Annotated in this window: 21 protein-coding genes and 1 pseudogene; 9 read left to right on the forward strand and 13 right to left on the reverse strand. The window is 66.6% G+C overall.

The features are described from left to right. Window positions 1-47: 47 nt before the first annotated feature. Window positions 48-791, reverse strand: a complete 744-nt coding sequence (locus BN4332_RS35365; RefSeq protein WP_435405147.1) for an RDD family protein — start codon at window positions 789-791, stop codon at window positions 48-50. On the opposite strand from BN4332_RS35365, the pseudogene BN4332_RS04570 reads away from it, so the two are divergent. The 4 genes and pseudogenes from BN4332_RS04570 to BN4332_RS04585 all read left to right on the forward strand — a co-directional run bounded on the left by BN4332_RS04570 (window position 690) and on the right by BN4332_RS04585 (window position 4,392). Further along, window positions 690-1,708 (forward strand): annotated as a pseudogene (locus BN4332_RS04570) (FGGY-family carbohydrate kinase). The gene BN4332_RS35365 and the pseudogene BN4332_RS04570 sit on opposite strands and share 102 nt — an antisense overlap. Further along, window positions 1,705-2,403 (forward strand): MBL fold metallo-hydrolase, encoded by a 699-nt coding sequence (locus BN4332_RS04575; protein ID WP_066897376.1) that lies wholly within the window; start codon window positions 1,705-1,707, stop codon window positions 2,401-2,403. The pseudogene BN4332_RS04570 and the gene BN4332_RS04575 overlap by 4 nt, the downstream one beginning before the upstream one ends. A 43-nt stretch (window positions 2,404-2,446) precedes the next feature. Then, complete coding sequence (locus tag BN4332_RS04580; RefSeq protein ID WP_066897377.1) at window positions 2,447-3,265, forward strand: acyl-CoA thioesterase domain-containing protein; 819 nt, start codon at window positions 2,447-2,449, stop codon at window positions 3,263-3,265. Between the two features lie 56 nt (window positions 3,266-3,321). Further along, the gene (locus BN4332_RS04585; protein ID WP_066897378.1) at window positions 3,322-4,392 is read left to right on the forward strand and encodes a M20/M25/M40 family metallo-hydrolase; all 1,071 of its coding nucleotides are present in this window, start codon (window positions 3,322-3,324) and stop codon (window positions 4,390-4,392) included. A gap of 13 nt (window positions 4,393-4,405) precedes the next feature. Here the strand turns inward: BN4332_RS04585 and BN4332_RS04590 are convergent, their stop codons facing one another. Further along, window positions 4,406-4,873 (reverse strand): GtrA family protein, encoded by a 468-nt coding sequence (locus BN4332_RS04590; RefSeq protein ID WP_066897379.1) that lies wholly within the window; start codon window positions 4,871-4,873, stop codon window positions 4,406-4,408. Between the two features lie 148 nt (window positions 4,874-5,021). Between BN4332_RS04590 and BN4332_RS04595 the strand changes: the two genes are divergently transcribed. The 3 genes from BN4332_RS04595 to BN4332_RS04605 are packed head-to-tail and all read left to right on the forward strand — an operon-like array spanning window position 5,022 to window position 6,464. Beyond that, window positions 5,022-5,219, forward strand: a complete 198-nt coding sequence (locus BN4332_RS04595; RefSeq protein WP_066897380.1) for a TetR family transcriptional regulator — start codon at window positions 5,022-5,024, stop codon at window positions 5,217-5,219. Between the two features lie 35 nt (window positions 5,220-5,254). Beyond that, on the forward strand, window positions 5,255-6,088 hold the full coding sequence (locus tag BN4332_RS04600) for an EamA family transporter (protein ID WP_066897479.1): 834 nt from the start codon (window positions 5,255-5,257) through the stop codon (window positions 6,086-6,088). 19 nt (window positions 6,089-6,107) lie between these two features. Continuing rightward, the gene (locus BN4332_RS04605) at window positions 6,108-6,464 is read left to right on the forward strand and encodes a hypothetical protein (RefSeq protein WP_066897381.1); all 357 of its coding nucleotides are present in this window, start codon (window positions 6,108-6,110) and stop codon (window positions 6,462-6,464) included. A gap of 3 nt (window positions 6,465-6,467) precedes the next feature. Here BN4332_RS04605 and BN4332_RS04610 read toward each other — a convergent pair whose 3' ends face one another. The 9 genes from BN4332_RS04610 to BN4332_RS04650 all read right to left on the reverse strand — a co-directional run bounded on the left by BN4332_RS04610 (window position 6,468) and on the right by BN4332_RS04650 (window position 16,527). Beyond that, window positions 6,468-7,313 carry an ABC transporter permease gene (locus tag BN4332_RS04610; protein ID WP_066897382.1) on the reverse strand — a complete coding sequence of 282 codons (846 nt, stop codon included), beginning with the start codon at window positions 7,311-7,313 and terminating at the stop codon, window positions 6,468-6,470. Continuing rightward, window positions 7,310-8,185, reverse strand: coding sequence for an ABC transporter permease (locus tag BN4332_RS04615; RefSeq protein ID WP_066897383.1), 876 nt, complete (start codon window positions 8,183-8,185; stop codon window positions 7,310-7,312). Before BN4332_RS04615 ends, BN4332_RS04610 begins: the two co-directional genes overlap by 4 nt. Before the next feature lie 4 nt (window positions 8,186-8,189). Continuing rightward, window positions 8,190-9,383: a polyamine ABC transporter substrate-binding protein gene (locus tag BN4332_RS04620; RefSeq protein WP_066897384.1), complete on the reverse strand. Its 1,194-nt coding sequence runs from the start codon at window positions 9,381-9,383 to the stop codon at window positions 8,190-8,192. A gap of 61 nt (window positions 9,384-9,444) precedes the next feature. Beyond that, window positions 9,445-10,626: an ABC transporter ATP-binding protein gene (locus BN4332_RS04625; protein ID WP_084459178.1), complete on the reverse strand. Its 1,182-nt coding sequence runs from the start codon at window positions 10,624-10,626 to the stop codon at window positions 9,445-9,447. 270 nt (window positions 10,627-10,896) lie between these two features. Continuing rightward, the gene (locus BN4332_RS04630) at window positions 10,897-12,363 is read right to left on the reverse strand and encodes an MFS transporter (RefSeq protein WP_066897385.1); all 1,467 of its coding nucleotides are present in this window, start codon (window positions 12,361-12,363) and stop codon (window positions 10,897-10,899) included. A gap of 74 nt (window positions 12,364-12,437) precedes the next feature. Next, a complete protein-coding gene (locus BN4332_RS04635; protein ID WP_066897386.1) occupies window positions 12,438-13,508 on the reverse strand; it encodes an isocitrate/isopropylmalate dehydrogenase family protein in 1,071 nt (356 codons plus the stop codon). 16 nt (window positions 13,509-13,524) lie between these two features. Then, on the reverse strand, window positions 13,525-14,376 hold the full coding sequence (locus tag BN4332_RS04640) for an alpha/beta fold hydrolase (protein WP_066897387.1): 852 nt from the start codon (window positions 14,374-14,376) through the stop codon (window positions 13,525-13,527). A gap of 95 nt (window positions 14,377-14,471) precedes the next feature. After that, window positions 14,472-15,383, reverse strand: coding sequence for a thermonuclease family protein (locus tag BN4332_RS04645; protein ID WP_066897388.1), 912 nt, complete (start codon window positions 15,381-15,383; stop codon window positions 14,472-14,474). Between the two features lie 124 nt (window positions 15,384-15,507). Further along, window positions 15,508-16,527 (reverse strand): hypothetical protein, encoded by a 1,020-nt coding sequence (locus tag BN4332_RS04650; RefSeq protein ID WP_160110804.1) that lies wholly within the window; start codon window positions 16,525-16,527, stop codon window positions 15,508-15,510. Window positions 16,528-16,742: 215 nt separating this feature from the next. Between BN4332_RS04650 and BN4332_RS04655 the strand changes: the two genes are divergently transcribed. Together BN4332_RS04655 and BN4332_RS04660 are read left to right on the forward strand one after the other, a co-directional pair. After that, window positions 16,743-17,390 carry a LysM peptidoglycan-binding domain-containing protein gene (locus BN4332_RS04655; protein ID WP_066897390.1) on the forward strand — a complete coding sequence of 216 codons (648 nt, stop codon included), beginning with the start codon at window positions 16,743-16,745 and terminating at the stop codon, window positions 17,388-17,390. Window positions 17,391-17,566: 176 nt separating this feature from the next. Beyond that, window positions 17,567-18,445 carry an ESX-1 system-associated protein gene (locus BN4332_RS04660; protein WP_096866832.1) on the forward strand — a complete coding sequence of 293 codons (879 nt, stop codon included), beginning with the start codon at window positions 17,567-17,569 and terminating at the stop codon, window positions 18,443-18,445. Window positions 18,446-18,513: 68 nt separating this feature from the next. On the opposite strand, the gene BN4332_RS04665 is transcribed toward BN4332_RS04660, so the two are convergent. Together BN4332_RS04665 and BN4332_RS04670 are read right to left on the reverse strand one after the other, a co-directional pair. Further along, the gene (locus BN4332_RS04665) at window positions 18,514-18,819 is read right to left on the reverse strand and encodes a hypothetical protein (protein ID WP_066897392.1); all 306 of its coding nucleotides are present in this window, start codon (window positions 18,817-18,819) and stop codon (window positions 18,514-18,516) included. 152 nt (window positions 18,820-18,971) lie between these two features. After that, a complete protein-coding gene (locus BN4332_RS04670) occupies window positions 18,972-19,817 on the reverse strand; it encodes an alpha/beta fold hydrolase (RefSeq protein WP_066897481.1) in 846 nt (281 codons plus the stop codon). Between the last annotated feature and the right edge of the window lie 41 nt (window positions 19,818-19,858).

The following is a 19,858-nucleotide window of genomic DNA, read 5'->3' on the forward strand; positions in this document are numbered from 1 at the left end:
CGCCGCGTGAGGTGCCTGTTGTCGAACGGCACCTCACGCAACGGTTTTCAGCCTCGGACCACCTGGGTGCCGCCGGCGAGCTCGTCGTGCTTGCCTTGCTTGGTCGCGCTGGCGCTGATGGTCACCGCGATAACGATCATCGCGATGATGCCCAGGAGGCCGCCCACGAACGGGATGATCGGAAACAGGGTGAACGCGTTGCGGATCGCCGACTCCTTGGCCGTCGGCTTGGGTGTGTTGCCCGCACCGTGCACCGCCAGACCGAGCAGCTTCTTGCCCGGTGTCGCTCCCGTCGCCACTTCGAGACCGACGAAGTANCCGGCCGCCAGCAGAAGACCACCGGCCACCTGCACCGCGGCGTTCACGCGTGCCACCGTGCGGGCATCGGTCGGCACGTTGGCGCCAACGGGCCCGGGCATCGCACTCATCGCGCCGAGCGTGCTGCGTGCCGTCTCGGTAGCGGCAGTGGGGTCCCGCAGGGTCTCGACACCGCGGGCGATGAACGTGGCAGACAACATGGGGCGGGCGATTCGTCTGATCAACATGGGGTAGTAGTTCCCCGAGCCCGCCGGGGCAAACCTGTGCGGTGCGGGAACGTCGACCGGCACAACCGACCCGAGGACCACCGTGCTGTGCACGCCTTGTTTGCACGGCCGCCAGACCCGGTATCCGGGTGTAGCTTCGCAGTCGTGAGTCTCGTGGCCGGCATCGACTCGTCGACGCAATCGTGCAAGATCGTCGTCTGCGATGCGGCATCCGGAGCGGTGCTGCGCTCGGCGTCGTCGCCGCATCCCGACGGTACCGAGATCGACCCCGCGCGGTGGTGGGATGCGTTGCAGAACACCGTCGCCGCGATAGGCGGTCTCGACGACGTCGACGCGGTGTCGGTCGGAGCGCAGCAGCACGGCATGGTGTGTATCGATGACACGGGCGATGTGGTCCGGGATGCCCTGCTGTGGAACGACACTCGGTCCTCGNCGGCGCCGGCGACAACGCGGCGGCCGCGCTGGGCCTCGGGGCCGGTCCCGGCGATTGCATTGTCTCGCTCGGAACCTCAGGTGTCGTCAGCGCGGTGGGTGACGCGGTGGCCCACGACACCGAGGGAATCGTGGCCGGCTTCGCCGATGCCACCGGCCGGCAGCTGCCACTGGTGTGCACTCTCAACGGCGCTCCGGTGCTGGCCGCCACCGCCGCCATGCTGCAGGTCGATTTCACCGAGTTCGACCGCTTGGCACTGTCGGCGCAGCCGGGGGCCGAGGGGTTGGTGCTGGTGCCGTACCTCGAAGGTGAGCGTTCCCCGAACCTGCCGAGCTCTCGCGGCGCGCTGCACGGCATCACGACCCGGAACTTCAACTCGGCCAACGTGGCCCGGGCCGCGGTCGAGGGCCTGCTGGCATCGATGGCCTACTGCATCGACAAGATCGTCGATCACGGCATACCGATCGACCACATCACCCTGATCGGTGGGGGAGCCCGGTCGGAGGCCGTGCGCAGCCTGGCGCCGGCGATCTGGGGACGACCGGTCGACGTCCCGTCGCCCGGCGAGTATGTGGCCCTGGGGGCGGCTCGGCAGGCGGCGTGGACCCTGGGCGGACACGATGCCCCGCCGAAGTGGGGTTCCGGTGGCGGGACCACCTACCGCGCCGACACCACGCCGTGGGTGGTCGACCGGTACCGGACCGTGCAATCGCTGACCCTCGGGCAGTGAACTACCTCTGGGAATCGCTGGGGCCAAGCGTGTGGCGCACCCGGTTGCCCTTTCTGGATGTGACGGTCGGACTGGTCGGCGGCAGTGCCTGCGCCATGCTGATCGATTCCGGCACCACCTTGTCCGAGGCTCGCGGCATCGAGTCAGATGTCGCGGCCCTCACCGGACATCGTGTCGCTCATATCGCGCTGACTCACAACCATTTCGACCATATTCTCGGGGCGTCGTGGTTTCGTGGTGCCGAAATCCACTGCGCGCCTGAGGTTGCGGCAACCATGTCGTCGGACCGGATTCGCCTGCGCGCCGACGCGATCCACCACGGCGCCGACGTCGCTGAGGTCGACAGCGCGATCGCCGCGATATCGGCGCCGGCGCGCCCGGTGTACGGCGGCGTCATCGATCTCGGTGATCGCGCCGTGGTGATCCGGCATCCCGGCCGCGGCCACACCACCCACGATCTGATCGTGACGGTACCGACGGAACCCACGGTCGTGTTCTGCGGTGATCTCGTCGAGCAGTCGGGGGATCCGGTGATCGACGCCGATTCCGATCTGGCGTCCTGGCCGGCCACGTTGGAGGCGGTACTGGCCGCAGGCGGCGACGATGCGTTGTTCGTTCCGGGGCATGGCGCCGTGGTGGATGCCGAGTTCATCCGGCGCCAACAGGCGTGGCTGAGGATTCGCCACGGTTCGTGATCCCGCCGGTGGATTTAGTTAGCCCATATGCGACGATTCGCCGATGACCGAGGTTGTCGCCCATTTCGTGCAGTCCGAGCAGGACCGGTTCCAGCCGACCCGCTTCGCCCAGAGCCACTGGGGTGAGGACCATCTGAACGGTCCGGCCCTGGTGGGTCTGGCCGCCACCGCGCTGGAGACCGCGTTCGGACTGCCCGAATTCCTGCCGGCCCGGTTGACCGTCGACCTGTTCAAGGCTGCCCGCGGGTTGCCCACCACGACGAAGGTGGCGCTGATCCGGGATGGCCGCCGGGTTCGCAACTCCGAGTGCGAGCTGGTGCAGGACGGGGTGACGGTGGCGCGCGCGACGCTCGTGCAGTATCGGTTGAGTGCCCCGCCGCGTGGCGAAGAGTGGATCGCTCCGACCAGCTTCGAGCCGCCGCCGACGCTCGACGGTGGCCGCACCACCTACATGGGCAGTGACGCCGGTGGTTGGGGCCGTGCGATCGCCGACCATCAGAACGCGTCCCGCAAGCGGTTCATGAACCGGACCATCACCGTGGTGCAAGACCGAGAGAACTCGCCGTTCGTGCGGGCGGCGATGGCGGCCGAGGGCACGAGCCTGGTGACCAATCTCGGCACCGCGGGCGTCGGCTACATCAACGGCGACCTCACCGTGGCGCTGTCCCGGCTGCCCGGCGACGATTGGATCGGTGTGCAGGCCGATTCCCATTGGGCCTCCGACGGCGTCGCGGTCGGCGCGTCCACGCTGTTCGACAGTGCAGGAGCGTTCGGCACCGGACTGATCACAGCCATCAGCAATCCGGCAGCTCAGATCGATTTCGCCAACGATCCGTTCCCGGAGCGCACCGCACCGCGGTGACCTGCCGTGCAGGGCCCGGAGGTTTCCGTAGCCGCGGTACCGGCAACTCAGCCCGGATGGCGGAATGGGGCGACGATCTCGAGGGTGAGCTGCTGCAGGAGCTGCTGAGGGCGTACGGCCCGTGCGGCCAGGAAGACGCGGTCCGCGATATCTGTCGTCGCGAGCTCGGACCCTACGCCGACGAGCTCTGGACCGATGCCGCCGGAAATCTCGTCGCCACCTTCGGCGGTTCGGACCCCGCGTCGCCCGCCGTCAGGGTCCTCGCCCATCTCGACGAACTGTCGATGCTCGTCAAACGGGTGGAGCCCGACGGCACCCTGCGATTGACGCCGCTCGGCACGATGTATCCGGCGAATTTCGGCCTGGGACCGGTCGCAATCCTCGGAGATGACGAAACCCTCTGCGGTGTCCTGGCATTGGGGTCAGAGCACACCACGCAAGAGACGGAGCGCATCTGGCGGACGAAACCGGATCAGGGCGACAAGGCACTGGACTGGCCGGACGTTTACGTGTTCACCGGTCTGGAGCCCGACCAGCTGGCGAAATCGGGAATCGGGCCGGGCACCCGGGTGTGCATCGACCGCAGCAAGCGCGAACTCATCGAGGTCGGCGATTATCTGGGCTGCTACTTCATGGACGATCGCGCCGCGGTGCTGACTCTGTTGCTCCTGGCTCGTCAGATCCACACGACCGGCCGGAGACCGGCCGGCGACCTCTATCTGGTGTTTACCACGAATGAAGAGGTCGGCGGAGTCGGGGCTGCGCATGCCTGCCGCACGCTGCCGGGCGATACCACTCTCGCCGTGGAAGTCGGGCCGACAGAGGCCGAATACGGCACCACGGTGACGGGTGGGCCGATCGTGGCGTACAGCGACGCGCAGTGTGTGTACGACAAGGCCGTCGCCGATCGGTTGTGCGCGATCGCGCGCGACCTTGGCCACACACCGCAGGCCGCGGTGCTCGGCGCGTTCGAGTCCGATGCGTCGCACACCAAGGCGGCCGGCTTGTCGCCCCGGGCCGGGTTGCTGTGCCTGCCGACGCTGAGTACCCACGGCTATGAGGTGATCCCGCGGTCGGCGATCGCGGCGGTGACCGAGGTTCTGATGGACTTCGTCGTGCCGCGTTGAGGGTCGGCGCAGGTCAGCGGCGGAATACCACCCACCGCATCGCGCTGTACATGTAGATCGCCTCGCAGCCGCCCGCAACGATCCGGGCCAGGTGGTACTCCAGTCCCAGAGCGGCCAGCCCGCTCGACACCCCCAGGATGAACGCCAGGTAGTTCACGATCACCACCGCCACGTACACCATCAGCTGGGGGCCGACGGCCGCATGGGAGCGGAAGTTCATGGTTCGGTTGAGGTAGTAGGCCAAACCGAAGGCACCGGCGTATCCGACCGTCACCGCAACGGGAAGCGGCACGCGGAATCCACCGTGCAGGACGGTCAGGATGGTCAGATCGACACCGAAGGTGAAGGTGTTTATCAGCACGAAGCCGAGGAATGTCGGTGGTACTGCGGAATTCAGCGGCGCGGGCAGCTTGCGCACGACCAGCACACAAAAACGGTGGAACCGTTCGGCCGCGGATATCCGGCTCGTTTCGCCTCGCACGTGGACACCGTGGCATCGGAAGGTGTCAGCACCGTGAGCAGTGAGCGAACTTCACTCCGAGATGTCTACTCCTTCATAGCCGGTCAGCATCTCGGTGTTGCGGTGGTGCCGTGACGGGCGCTGGCTAACGTTTGACAGGATGGGGCCCATGGCCGAACGCTGGACGACGCAACGCCGCTTGCAGCACGCCCGCAACGTCCTGCTGGCTGCTGCCGAGGAGAGGTTCGCGCGCAAAGAGTTTGACGGTGCCGCTCGCGAGAGCATCGCCGAGGTCGTCGGGTACGCCCGAGGCACCACCTATTCCCACTTCGGCAGCAACGTTGTGTCCGAGGGCAATAGCTCGTGACCAAGACCGGGCATCCGGCGCGCACCGGTGCGTTGATGGCCATGGCGTCGATGCTGTGCGTGCAGATCGGCCTTGCGGTCGCCGTCGGCCTGATCGACGACATCGGTGCCGAGGGCGCCGCATGGTTGCGCCTGGCATGGGCCGGCGTTCTGATGCTGGTGATCGTGCGCCCGCGTCCCTCGGCGTTCACCAAGTCCGCATTCTGGACCTGCGTCGCGCTCGGCGTCGTCACTGCCGGTGTCACGATCCTGTTCATGGCCGCACTGTCCCGGATCCCGCTCGGCACGGCCAGCGCGCTGGAATTCCTCGGCCCCCTCGGGGTTGCGGTCGCACACGGCAAGGGCCGGAGTCGAATCCTGTGGCCAGGGTTGGCGGCCGCCGGCGTGGTGCTGCTCACCGAACCGTGGTCGGGCCACGTCGATCTCCTCGGCGTGATCTACGCGCTGGGCGCCGCGCTGTGCTGGGCTTGCTACATCCTGTTGACTCAGCGGGTCGGCGACGAGGTGGCCGGCATCAAGGGCCTTGCGGTGTCCATGCCGGTCGCCGGTCTGGTCGGCACCGTGGCCGTCGGACCGTCGGTGTTCGGCCAGTTGACACCGCAGTTGCTGTTGATCGGCGTGGGGCTGGCGATCCTGTTGCCCGTGGTTCCGTTCGCCCTCGAGATGTCGGCGCTGCGCTATCTGAGCACCGCGGCGTTCGGCACGCTGATGGCGCTGGAGCCGGCCTTCGCGATGTTGGTGGGTCTGGTCATGCTGCGTCAGGTGCCGAACCCCGCCGCCGTGGTCGGCATCTGCCTCGTGGTGGCGGCGGGCATCGGCGCGGCGCGCACCGGAGCGCGTACTCCGCCGGTCCCGGCCGAGATCGGCTGAACTGGCTACCCTGGGGCCAATGGCACGCGGAATCTTCAATTCCCCAGTCGTCCACTGGTTCAATGCGGCAGCGGTCGGCCTGTCCCGGCTACCCGTGCTCGACCGGCTGATCGGCCACGGAGTGGTGGTGATCCGCTATACCGGGCGCCGGTCGGGCCGGACTTTCGAGACGCCGGTTTCGGTGCGGCTCGACGGCACGAAGGTGACCATCAACGTGATGACACCGGACAACAAGAACTGGTGGCGCAACTTCCTCGGCGAAGGCGGTCCGGTCACCTTGGTGAACCTGGACGGCAAGGACCGCACGGGCCACGCGGTCGCCCACCGTGACGGCCAGGGCAAGGTGGCCGTCACGGTGCGGCTCGACGAACCCTGACCGTCAGACGTCGATGCGCTTGCGCCGGTAGAGCGTTCCGGCCATCAGCAGCAGCAGGCTCACCACCAGGATCGCCGTGGCCAGCACGTTGATCTGCGGGGGTACCGCGGCTTTGACCGCCGCATTGACGTACAGCGGATACGTGACGGCGGAGCCACTGACGAAATACGTGATGATGAAGTCGTCCAGTGACAATGCGAACGACAGCATCGCCGCGGCCACGATGCCGGGAACGATCAGCGGCAGGGTCACCCTGAAGAATGTCCGGGTGGGGCTGGCGCCGAGATCCATCGAGGCGTCCTCGAGCGTCCAGTCGAAGCCGCGCACCCGCGCCCGAACCGTCATCGCGATGAAGCTCACCTGGAAGGCGATGTGGGCCAACACGATCGTGGTGTAGCCGGTGGCCCAGCCCAGATCGAGGAACAGTGTCAGCAGCGAGGCACCCATCACCACCTCGGGGGCGGTGAGTGGCAGCACCAGGAAGGTGTCGACCGCCTTCTGGCCGCGGAATCGTTGGCGCACCAGAGCGATCGCCACCAGCGTGCCCAATACCAGGGCGACGCCGGTAGACACCGCGGCGACGTTCAGGCTCAACTTGAGCGCCTCGGTCAGCGCCGGGTATTTGAACGGGTCCGCCCAGTTCTCGAGGGTGAATCCCTGCCAGGTGTAGTTGAACTTGCCTGCGGGCTTGTTGAACGAGAACAGCACGATCACGAAGATCGGCAGGAACAGGTACAGCAGCACCAGCCCGGCCACCAGTCGCAGCATCAGATCGCCCCACCTGGGGGAGCCCTTGACGACTGTGGGTTTGGGCTGTTCCAGCGCCTCGGTCATGGCCTGGGTGGTCATACCAGATCCTCCGTACCCAAAGCCCGGGTGTAGAGCAGCACACCCACCAGGATGATCGCCATCAACACCATGCTCAGCGCGGCGGCCGCGGGATAGTCCTTGACCACCAGGAACTGCTTCTGGATCACGTTGCCGATCATCGTGGTCTGCGTACTGCCCAGGTAGTCGGCGTTGATGAAGTCACCGGCCGCCGGGATGAAGACCAGCATGCTTCCGGCCAGCACCCCCGGCATCGACAGCGGCAGAATGACTTTCGTGAAACTGCGGGTGTTCGACGAATAGAGGTCCTTGGAGGCCTCGATCAACCGGGGATCGATCTTCTCCAGGCTCACGTACAGCGGCAGGATCATGAAGATGATCCAGTTGTAGGTGAGCCCGCCTATGACTGCCCAACTCGTCGACAGCAGACGCCCCTCGCTGGGCAACAGTCCGATGGCACCGAGCGTGCTGACCACCCAGCCGTCGTCGGCCAGGATGGTCTTCCACGCGATGGTGCGGATCAGGAACGTCACGAAGAACGGGAGGATCACCAGGCCGAGGATCAGGTTCTTGTATCGGCCTGCCTTGAACGCGATGACGTAGGCCAGTGGGAAGGCCAGCAGCGCGCACAGCACCGTCGCCACCAAGGCGTAGCCGAATGTCCGCAGGATTTGATCCTGGTACTCGCTGAAGGCGTGCAGGTAGTTGCCGAAGTTCCAGTCGAACTCCAATGTCGGCAGGTACACCGAACCACCTGACGTCGACAACGAGGTGCGGGCCAGCGAGAAGAACGGCACCACGAAGAAGACCGCGAGATACACCAGGGCAGGCAGGATCATCAGATACGGAGCGACCTTGCTCCGCTGCCGGCTACTGGTGGCTACTCCTGCCACGCGTTCAGCCCCCGGTCACTGCGGCGTAGAGGTCGTTGAACTCCTTGGTCTGCTCGTCGGTCAGCGCAGCCCACGATTTCAGGTTGTCCGACATCGATGCGGGCGGATTGATCAGGGGGTTGCTTGCGATGGCCGGATCGATCTTGTTCAGCTCGTCGGTCATATCCGACAGCACGGGCACGAACTGGGTAAAGGCGATCAGCTTGGCGTAGTTGGCCCGGTCGTAGACGTAGTCGATCCAGGCCTCGGCGGCCTTCTGGTTCTGCGTGGTGTAGGGAATCACCATGGTGTCGATGAACCAGTCGCCGCCGGATTCCGGCACCACGAACTTCAGGTCGGGGTTGTCGGCCTGAAGCTGGACCACGTCGCCGGAATATGCCTGCGCGACAGCGATATTGCCGGCCGCGAGGTCGTCGGCGTAGTCATTGCCGGTGAACCTGCGGATCTGTCCCTTGTCCTTCTGCTCGCGGACGAAGTCGACGGCCTTCTGGACGGCTTCGGTGGACGGTTCCTCGACGGAGTTGCCCTGCCACTGCATGATCATGCCCAGGCCGTCCTGGACGTCGGAGAACAAGCTGACCCGACCCTTGAACGCCGGGTCCCACAGGTCCTCGATCTTGGTGATGTCGCGTCCGGTGGCGGCGCGGTTGTAGGCCAGGCCGACCATGCCGGTCATGTACGGCGCAGTCACCTTGCGGCCCGGATCGACCTTCGAGTTCAACAGGTCCTGGCGCAGGTTCTTCTTGTTGGGGACACGGGTCTCGCTGATCTCGTTGAGCCACTTGAGGCCGTTGAGCCGGGCGGCCATGAACTCGGTGGGCACCACCAGGTCGGCACCCACGTCCTGCTTGCGGGCCAACGGTTCCTTGACCTTCGCGAACCACTGCTCGTTGTCGTTGAAGTCTTCCTTGTAGTCGACCGTCAGGCCAGAGGCGGTCTGGAATGCCGCTACGAATCCTCCGGCCATGTAGAGCGGCCAGTTGGAGATTCGCAGCAGGCCGCTCGCCGGTGAACCGTCATCGGGTGCTGCCGAAGTGGCTGGGGCACTGGAATTCTCGCCCGAGCCGCAAGCGGCCAGGACGGAGGGTCCCAGTGCCAGTGCGGCTGCTGCTGCGGCGCCGCCGCCCAGGAACCGGCGACGTGAGGTGCGGTTGGAAGCGAGCCGGGCAAGCAGGCGGGGGTCGGTGTTCTCGGGCATGTGCGGCCTTTCGGTGGATTCGGGCGCGGTCGTCGATGAAGGGGGGAGTGGCGGAGCCTGTCTAGGCGTCGTCGAGCATCTCCTCGAGATCTTCGGTGGTCGGGATGTCTGCGGCCGGAAGCACCCGCGAAGCCTCCGGCGACCAACTGACGTGTACGGGGTCGCCGGGACGCAGCATGGGCAGGTCCTGTTCGGGACCGACATGGGCGATGATCACCGAATCATCCGGTGCGGCAAGGGAAAGCCGGAGGACCGGTCCCTGGAAGGTCAGATCCTTGACCGTCGCTGCCACCGTCGCCACGTCGCCGGTGGGCTGATCCAGTGAAACCCGCACCCGCTCAGGGCGAATCATCAACGTGGCGTGACCGCCCGGTTCGATCGTGGTGTCGCCGGGCTTGGCCTTGAGCGTCGTTCCGAGCACATCGATTTCGACGAAGTCCCGATTCGCCCGGCCCGTCTGCCGGCCGGGCCACAGGTTGGCCTGGCCGATGAAACTGGCGACGAACACCGTTGCCGGGCGGTCGTAGATCTCGGTGGGGCTGCCGATCTGTTCGACGTTTCCGTTGTTCATCACCGCGATCCGGTCGCTCATCGTGAGCGCCTCTTCCTGATCGTGGGTGACATAGATGAAGGTGATGCCGACCTCGCGCTGGATGCGCTTGAGTTCGAACTGCATGGCATGACGCAGCTTGAGGTCAAGGGCGCCGAGCGGCTCGTCGAGCAGCAGCGCGCTGGGGTAGTTGACCAACGCGCGAGCCAGCGCCACCCGCTGTTGCTGGCCACCGGACAGCTGGCCCGGCTTGCGCTTGGCGAAGTCGGTGAGCCGCACGATTTCCAGCAGCTCGTCGACGCTGCGTTTGATCTCGGATTTTTCCTTCTTCATGCTGCGCGGTCCGTAGGCCACGTTGTCCCATACGGTCATGTGCGGGAACAGCGCATAGTGCTGGAAGACGGTGTTGACGTTGCGCTTGTGCGGTGGCACGCGGGAGACGTCGACTCCCTCGAGCCGGATCGCGCCCTCGGTGGGGCTCTCGAATCCGGCGATCATGCGCAGCGTGGTCGTCTTCCCGCAGCCTGAGGGACCGAGCATCGAGAAGAACTCGCCCTGCGCGATCGAGAAGTCCGCGTCGGCGACTGCCACGTAGTCGGCGAACCGCTTCGTGACATGGTCGATCTCGATGACGGGCGTGCCGCTGTCGCGCGGCGCGCCGTCCTGTCCCGTCGGTTTGTCGACGGCGGTGATATCTGGGCCGGTCAGCGGTCTCCTCCTCCGGTGCAGCCGTGGCAGCTGTCGGTAAACAATCGCGGATTCCCTCGGTCTGCGCAAGGGATTCCGCAACGATTTAACATTTTTACAATGGATTCCTTCGTCCAGTGGCGCTTTTGCTGCTTGTTCCATAGTTGAGCAACCACCGATGGCGTGATCGGTCCGACCTCGGGCGGCGGTGCCCGGCGGGCTCAAGTTTCGCAGTTCAGCGGGGTGTCCCGGCAGAAAAACCGGTGACTGGAGGAATCAGCCCCACTCGTGGTTCATCGCGCGCGACTCGGACAGCGCGCGCACCGACTCGCGATGGCGGTCCGGCGCGCGGGACACGGCGATCAGCGTCATCGCCAACGCGGCGGTCACCGCGCCGGCGACGAAGATTGTCACGAAGCTGACCTCGGACGGCACCAGGCGATGCCCGAGGAGCACCGCAACGATCGCCGCCGCTACCGAACTGCCGATGGTTCGCGCGATGGCGTTCATGCTCGTGGCGATACCCGTCTCACCGGCATCGACCTCACTGACGACAAGTGCGGGCAAGGCGCCGTAGCCCAGGCTGATGTAAGCGTTGGCCAAGACACCCGCCAAAACGACCTGCCAAGGCCGATCGTGGGCGACCGCGAGCATCACGAACCCCGCGATACCGGCCACCGCGGCCACGATCAACACGCGGCGGGCGCCATACCGGTCGATGTACCGGCCGCTGATCAGTGCCACGACGAAACCGGTGAGCGCCCCGGGCAACAGGAAGTACACGCTGGCCTGCAGCACACTGGCCCCGAATCCGTAACCGGCGGTCTGGCGCGACGTCTGCACGAACTGCGTGAGACCGAGGAAGGCGAAGTACAGGCCCATCCCGACCAGGATCGTGGCCAGGTTCGTCAGCAGGATGGGGCGGCGGGCCAGCATCGTGGTCGAGACCAGCGGATCGGTGGCGCGCCGTTCCCACCACCACCAGCCGAGCAGCACACCCACTCCGCCGATCAGGAACCCTATGGTGCCGGGATGCCGCCATCCCCAGGAGTTCCCCTGCGTGATCGCCAGCAACACCGACGACAGACCGATTGCCAGCCCGAGGGCACCCAGCCAGTCGATCGCACCGCGTGCGTCCGGCCGCCGGTGCGGAACGACGGCCACCGCGACCGCGATCACCACGACGGTGAAGGCCGTGGTGAGCCAGAAAACCCGGTGGTAGCCGGCGTCGCCGGACATCAGCAGCCCGGTGACGACCAGGCCGACACCGCCGCCGAACCCCAGCGTCCCCGACAGCACCGACATCGCTCCCACCAACCGGTCCTCGGCAAGCTCCTCGCGCAGGATCGCGATGCTGATCGGGTAGAGCGCATACGAGGCGCCCTGGAGAACGCGCGCCACCACCAACAGCGGTACCGACGCCGTGACGGCGGCCAGCACCGAGCCGGCCAGCACGACCGCCAGCACACCGAGCAGCACGTGCTTCTTGCTGTGGATATCGGCCAGTCGCCCGATCAGCGGTGTGGTGGCTGCGGCGGCCAGCAGATTGGCGGTCACGGCCCAGCTGACCGCTACCGACGTGGTGTTGAGCTGTTGGGCGATGATTCCCAGGACGGGGACCACCGCGGTCTGCAGGATCGCCACGGTGAGTGCCACCAGGCTGAGTCCCGCGATCAGCACACCGGGCCGCGGAACCGACTCGCGGGTGGGAGAGGCGGACCGGCTGGTTTCGGTCCTGGCCACGTCCGCTCCGATCGTTAGCTCATCTTGACGTTTGTCGATTATGGCTTTCGACCGTCGCGGGCTGCCACACGGGGCTACGCCTGCGGCAGGGCGGCGACGACGTGCTCGGTGAATGAGGAGGTCGAGGCCCCACCGCCGATGTCGGCCGTGCCCACGCCGGCGTCGAGGGTGCGTCGTACGGCCTCTTCGATGCGTTGCGCGGCAACCCGCAGCGCAGGCGTACCGCCGTCGCGGTCGGCAAGCCACCGCAGCAGCATCGCGGTCGACAGGATCATCGCGACCGGGTTGGCGATATCGCGTCCGGCGATGTCGGGGGCGGACCCGTGCGCGGCTTGGGCCATCGCGTGGGTGTGGGAGGCGTTCACTGACGGAGCCATCCCGAGTGAGCCGCTCAGCTGGCCCGCCAGGTCGGACAGGATGTCGCCGAACATGTTCTCGGCCACGATCACGTCGAAGGAGCCGGGATGGCTGACCAGTCGCGCAGCCAGGGCGTCGATGTGCTCGCCACGGACGTCGACATCCGGGTAGTGCGCCGCCACTGTCAGACACGCGTCGCGGAACAGCCCGGTGGTCTTGGCCAGCACATTGGCCTTGTGTGCGACAGTCACCGACTTTCGCCTGGTCGACGCCAGCCGGAACGCCTCATGGGCGATCCGCTCGGCGGCTGACCGGGTGAACACCGCCACCGCGAGCGCGACGTCGGGAGTCGGCATGAATTCGCCCGCGCCGTCGTACATATTGCGGTCGGCGTAGAAACCTTCGGTGTTCTCCCGGACGATGACCACATCGAGTTCCGGGCACACTGCGGTGACCGATTCACTGAGGGCACGCGCCGGCCGGATATTGGCGAACAGGTTGAAGTGCTTGCGGATCGCACCTCCGGGCGACAGTGTGCCCCGGAACCGGTCGGGGTAGCCGGCGTTGTCGTGCGGACCGAGGATCCATCCGGCGAGCCCGGACAGTGCGGCGAGCGTCGACTCCGGCAGCGGAGTACCGAACTCGGCGATCGCCGACCGCCCGAAGGGCAGCTCGCGCCACTGCACGCCGACCGAGACACCGCTCAACGCCTGTTCGGCCACCTGGATGGCCGAGGCCACGATTTCGGGTCCGATACCGTCTCCAGGCAACACTCCCAGGGTCAGCACCTGGTCACACTTCCGCTCAGACGGGATGGTCGCCGATCCATTGCACCATCATCTCCGCGACCTCGGCCGGCTTCTCCTCCGGGATCCAGTGCGAGGCCCCACCGAGGACCTCGAACCGGTACGGTCCGGTCACGTATCGCGCGGTGTCGTGCGCCGGTTTGGCGGTGATCGCGATGTCGCGGTCGCTCCAGACATACAGGGTCGGCACAGTGATCTTCGGCGGCGACGACCCCGGGCCCGACCGGTTCAGTGGCATGGCCCGATACCAGTTGAGCGCGGCAGTCAGGGCCCCGGGCTCGGCCATGTGTCGCGCGTCGCGCTCGGCCGCCTCGGGCGGCAGGCCGCTGCGGATCAGCGCTTTCACCATGGCCCTGCCGTTGCCGTCGCGCCCGAGCATGAGCCGCTCGGACAGCCGCGGTAGTTGGTTGACGTACATGTACCACGACGCCAGACCCTGTCGGCTGGTGACCATCGCTCGCAGGAACGCCATCGGGTGGGGCACCGACAGAGCAGTCAGCGATGCCAGCCGCTCGGGAGCGTGCCCAGCCAGGCCCCAGGCCACGGCCGCGCCCCAGTCGTGCCCGACGAGATGGACCCGATCGGCACCGCTCGCATCGATCAGCGCGAGGGCGTCCTTGACCAATTCCGCGGCGCGGTAGTCGCGGCGGCGAGCGGGCCTTGCCCGGGGCGAATACCCGCGCTGGTTCGGAGCCAGGCAGCGGTAACCGTGCTCGGTGAGGATCGAGATGATCGGCAGCCAGCTGGAATTCTGTTGTGGGAAGCCGTGCAGCAGGACGACCACAGGACCGTCGGCGGGACCGGCATCGAGGACGTCGAACACGAAATCCCCGCGGCGGTACTGATCCATACGCACCCTCATTCGGTAGAGCCGGCAACCGGTTGGGGAGGGCGCGGTGCGCCGACCCATCCCCGCATCATGCCAAGTCCACCACCGATGGGCGGCTAGGCCGCACCCACCAGGAGCGGTGAGGGGGTGAGGTTGAGCCGCGCCACCGCCTCCCGGACGTCTGCCTGCCACAACCACAATCGGTAGACCGGATCGATCTGGAAGTAGTCCTCGGGTCCGAACAACACCCGGGTCCGCATGTCGACGCAGTAGCGTTCACGCCAGCCGAACCGGTCGCCCACGGGCTCGCCGTCCACGATGATCGCCTTGGCGATGGCGTAGAGGCGTTCGGCCGAGCGGTATTCGTAGGCGGGCAGCGAGTGCTCGTCGGCCCAGATCCCGAGTTTTCGCTCAACCGCGTTCTCGGCGGCCTCGAGCATCAGCGGCAGGTCCAGTTCACCGGGGATGGACGGATAGAGGATGAAGGGTACAGCCCACCCGGCGCGCACCATGTCGAGGTTGAATGTGGAGCGTTCGGCGCGCGGAATCGATTGGAGTTCGGCCTTGGAGTAATTGGGCGCGACGTAGGCCAGCAGCCTGCCGTGGCCCTCGAACGGAGTGTCCGCGGTGCGTACGAACAGCAGGCGCTTGGTGCCGTCTGGACGGGTAAGTCGTTGTTCGGCATTGGTTTTCGCGAAGTCTGCGGCGGCAGTGCCCTGCGTGAACTGCAGGGTGCCCGCGGTACCGGTGGCGAGCTTGGGCACCAGGTAGTCGGCGAACCGGCGTGAGATCGGCACATCGCCGGGGCGCTCCTGGATCCACTGCGCCAGCTGGGCGAGTTTGAGGTCTACCCGGGCGGCCCCCTCGGCGGAGCGGGCGGTGACCTCGGGAGTGTCGATCGACAGCATCCGCACCGGCATGCGGATCGACGGGGTGTCGCCGTCGTGGATGTCGACCAGTGATTTGGTGTCCAGCGACGGCAGACTCACACCGCTCGGAGACCAGAAGATCTGTACCGCGTCGATCACGATGGTTTCCTTTTCTGTGGGCCGGACCGGGCCGGGTGACGCGAGGCTGACACCACGACGCTAGGTGCCGTTTCGCGTCATACGCGCGCGTAGTCCGCTACTCGATTTCCGCTGCCCGCGGGGGTTACGCGTTGTCTTTGGACGCGACGTTGTTGAGCAGGCTTTGAGCCTGCCGGTCCACCAGTCCGGTGATGCCCTGCTGCGATGCTCCGAAGAGCAACGAGTACGCCACCACGTGGGCGCTGTTGGTGATGTTGAAGCCCTCCCCGGCGATCCCCGCCTTGACCATCATCAAGCCGGCCACCGCGGTCAGCGCCCCGGTCGGCAGCTTCAGCAGCAACGACGCCATCGGCAGCGCGTATGCCGTCGATGTCCCCTTCATCCGGCGGATGGCGACCGCACCAACAAGACTGGCGCTCACCAAACCCAGCAGCTCTGCGATGGCGATGTCGGCACGAGGCATCGAGGTGCCGGTCGAGACCAGACCGAACGTGTCGGGCCTCAGCGCGCCCACGACGCCGAAGCAGACGGCCAACAACGCGAGCGCGGCCGTGGCACCGAGGAGGATGTTGCGGAAACTCCGCAGCCGGATGCTTTCGCTGTCGGACGCCGCGTGCACCGCCTTGGCGCTGTGCGCCAACGCTTCCCGGTCCTGGCCGGTCCATTCCGCACGCTCCATGATGGCACGCAGGGTCGTCACGGCCTCATGATTGTCGCCCAGCAGTTCCTTTCCGGTGGCCACGATCTCGGGCAGCCGGGCCCGGACGAGGTCCGGCCCGGCGAGGCGTAGCACCGCGATATCGATCGCGTGGATCCGAATCCAGCTGGCCTCAACGGCTGCCCCGTTCAGTAGTCCACGCAAGCTGGGCGGGGCATCGACGATCTGTTCGGCCTCCATCAGCCGGTGCCGCGCGTCGAGAAACCGGGGGTCGTCTCGGCACTCCGAAGGAAGCCCGTAGAGGTCGGCCCGCAGATCGGCGAGCCTGCCGCGGGCGACTTCTCGCCACACGGAGGACGGCCGGTGACGCAACGCGTTTCGAATGCCTGCCGGCGGCTGGTCGCCTGCCGGCGCCTTGTCGGCCCCGGCGAGGGTGAGTGCCGGGCGATCAACGGCCGGCGCGTGTCCGGCGGCCAGCACAGTCATGGCCACACCTCGTATCCCATCGTCATCACCGTCCGGTCTCGAACTGACAGGTGGAGCCATCTCAGGATGACTGCAGCCGCACTGGGCGGTCACGCGTAGCGGGCTACCTCAATCTCGACCAGGTTATCGGGTAGCCGGCTACCCGCGACGACGACCTGGCGGGCATCTGACACTGAGCCGATCGACGCCTCCACGCGATCAGAAAGGCAACGTAGATGAAGAACTACACCGTGGCGCCCGGGGACACGTTGTTCGGCATCGCGCAACGCGAATACGGCGACGGTGGTCTCTATCCCGTCATCGCCGAGCAGAATCACCTCAGTAATCCGGATCTGATCAGCGTGGGACAGGAACTGCTGATCCCGTACGTCACCTACCGTCATCTGTTCACGACGGACGACGGAACCACCGCCCGTAGACAACTCACCCAGTCCTTCTACGGGACCCAAGATCCGGGGATTCAGTTCATCTGGGAAGTGGTGAACGGTGTGGCACAACGCCCGATCCAGCGGGGAGCGTGGTTGCTGCTGCCCGATCTCGCCGATGTCGGTCACCACACCGTCGTAGCGGGGGAGAGCTTTGCGGGACTGGCGGGCCGGTGGTACGGCGACGACCACCTATCGGTCGTCATCGCCAATGCCAACAACCTCGATCCCGTAGCGGACCCAGCACCCGGTCAGGTGCTGCTCATTCCCGGGCTCAACCGACGTCGCCATGCGGCCGGCGACACCCTCGAGTCGTTGTGTATCGATGAGTACGGCGACCACGATGTAGTCACCCGCGCTGCCGTCGCCGCCGCGGCCAACTACCTCGGCCGGCCACACTCGCTGTTCGCCAACCAGGTGGTGTACTTCCCGTCGTGAGGCGAGAGTGGTTGTTTGCCAGCCGATCCCGGCGCCGCGCCGAGCTGAACGGGCGTGATCTCCCGGTGGCTGACTTGTGATCGCAACGTGGCGCTGATCTGGCGCTCGTCCGGTTGCAGCGCACATATCGGGTGTTGTACCAATCATCTGGTGTGCGCGGGAAGAAGGGCGATCGGATGACCGGGGCTGGCACAGCGGATGTTCCAGGGCACTGGCTGACCGCAGGCGAGGTCGCTCGGGCATCCCAGTTGCGTGAGGATCTGGTCACGCGTTTCTTGCCCGCCATGCAACCGCAGGAGAACCTCTACAGCCGTGATCTCGTGTCGGTGGCCCGCTTCGTCAAGGCCCTCACCGATCTGGGCACCCCCACCGCCGCCGTCGAAGTGGCTGTCGCCGAGCTACGCGCTCGCCCGGACGCCGCGTTCACCGTGGCCCTCGGCAGCGGGAGCGTCAGTCGTCGCAGGCCGCTGACGTCCCTGTTGAGCAGCAATCGGTCGCGGGCCTGGACCGCGGTCGGCCTCACGGCCGCGGCGGCCTTGATCGCCGGCGGGGTGGTGGCCGTCGCCTTGCCAAGGCACGACGATCAGCAGGCGGTCGCCGGCCCGGCATCGTCCGGCGCGCCCAAACCTGTTCCCGCCGAAGTGGTTGCGCCGGCAGTCATGAACGAGCCCGGCCCGCATTCCGCGCAGGCGTTCGCCGCGGCCAAGCCCGATCCGGTGTGCGGTCAGTGGCAGCGGGTCAGCGCCGGATTCGACGGCAAGCAGCAGGCCTGGGCCAAGACCGATCACCGGATTCCGGCGGCGCGCTGGTCGCCCAAACAGCGATCGGTGACTATGGCCGTCGTCCCGGTGATGCGCGAGGAAGCCGCCGAGCTGCGCCGCCTGGCGGACAAGGCCAAAGACCCACTGTTGATCGGCCTGCTGCGAGCCCAGTCTCGTTACGTCGACAACTATGCCGCCAAGCTGCCGAAGTTCCAGCCCGGCGACCATGCCGGCTGGAACGCGGCCACCGCGATGGACGGTGCGGTGAAGGCGGTGTGCACGACGCCACGTTGAGCTGCGCGAGGATCTCGTGGGGGCGCCCCGGTTCGGCAGTGCGGCGCCCCCACCGGAAACCGGTTCTCCTACAGCGGAATCCAAGTACCCAGAAACCAAAAGCCCCAGCCATGACCGTCCGCGGCGGGTACCGGGGTAACCCGCTGTCCGTTCCAATCGAAGGGCTGGTGATCGCGGCGGCCCTGATCGATGCCGCGATTGTGCCACTCTTCGGGGGCTGGGCCCCGGTCGTCGCGACGGTCGCAGGGAGCGCCCGGGCGGTCGCAGCCCTGGCCGGGATCAGCGGCGGCGGTACTCATTCCGGTGCCGAACAACCCGGCCAGGCCGACGCCTGCCGCCATCACCGAAACACCGACAGTCTTCTTGAAACGCATTGCCTTGCTCCGTTTCTCACCAGTGCGACGACGTGCCGCACGGAAGGCAACGCTAATTCGGTGGCTTGTGTCAGCCCTGTGTCGATCGTTGGTGCCCGCTGTGTGATCTCGACGGCCGAGGACGCTTCGGACGGCCGACGGGCCCGGATCCGTCAGCCGCGGGTCAAGAAGCCCAACACGGTCTGCTCGAAAGCCTGTTTCGCCTCGATCATGGCCCAGTGCCCGCAGTTGGGGAACACGTGGAGTTCGGCGTTCGGGATGGTCCGCATCGGGAGCAGGGCCATGTCGAGCGGACTCACCCGGTCGTCGCGGCCCCAGGTCAACAGGGTGGGGGCGGCGACCTTGTGCATCTGCGCCCACGGCATCGGCGCGTCTGAGGCACGCATGGCGGCCATCATTCCCGCGAATGCGGCCTTGCCGTACATGCGTTTGGCTGCCGCCAGCGTCGTGGGATCGGTCGCCAGCTCCCACCGCTGCTCGATCAGCTCGTCGGTGACCAGCGCCGGGTCGTAGACCATCGAGTTGAGCCAGTCGACGAGGCGCTGACGTGTCGGATCCTCGGTGAACTCCTGCAGCAGCCGGATTCCCTCACTCGGTCCCGGGCTGAACACATTGGTTCCGATACCACCGATCGTCACGAGCTTGCCGATGCGGTCGGGGTGATGAATTGCGAAATTGATGCCGACGCCGCCGCCCATCGAGTTGCCGACGATGTGGACGCACTCCACACCGAGGGCGTCCAGGAAGGGGCCGACGACGGCTTGCGCGGTCACCATCGGATGACCACCGATGTCGTCGGTGACACCGAATCCCGGGAATTCCAGGATGAGACAACGGAAGTGGCTTGCGAAGGTGGGGAGAATCCCATGGAAGTTGCGCCAACCGGTCACCCCTGGACCCGAGCCGTGCAGGAACAACAGCGCCGGTCCCTCGCCGGTGTCGTAATACCGCAACACTCCGGCAGGCGTGTTGATCTCCTTCAGTTCCAGGTCGGTCATGCCGAGAAACATACGGCGTCGCCACCCACACCTTCGTCGGC

Source organism: Mycolicibacterium houstonense (assembly GCF_900078665.2).
GTDB classification, from domain to species: domain Bacteria; phylum Actinomycetota; class Actinomycetes; order Mycobacteriales; family Mycobacteriaceae; genus Mycobacterium; species Mycobacterium houstonense.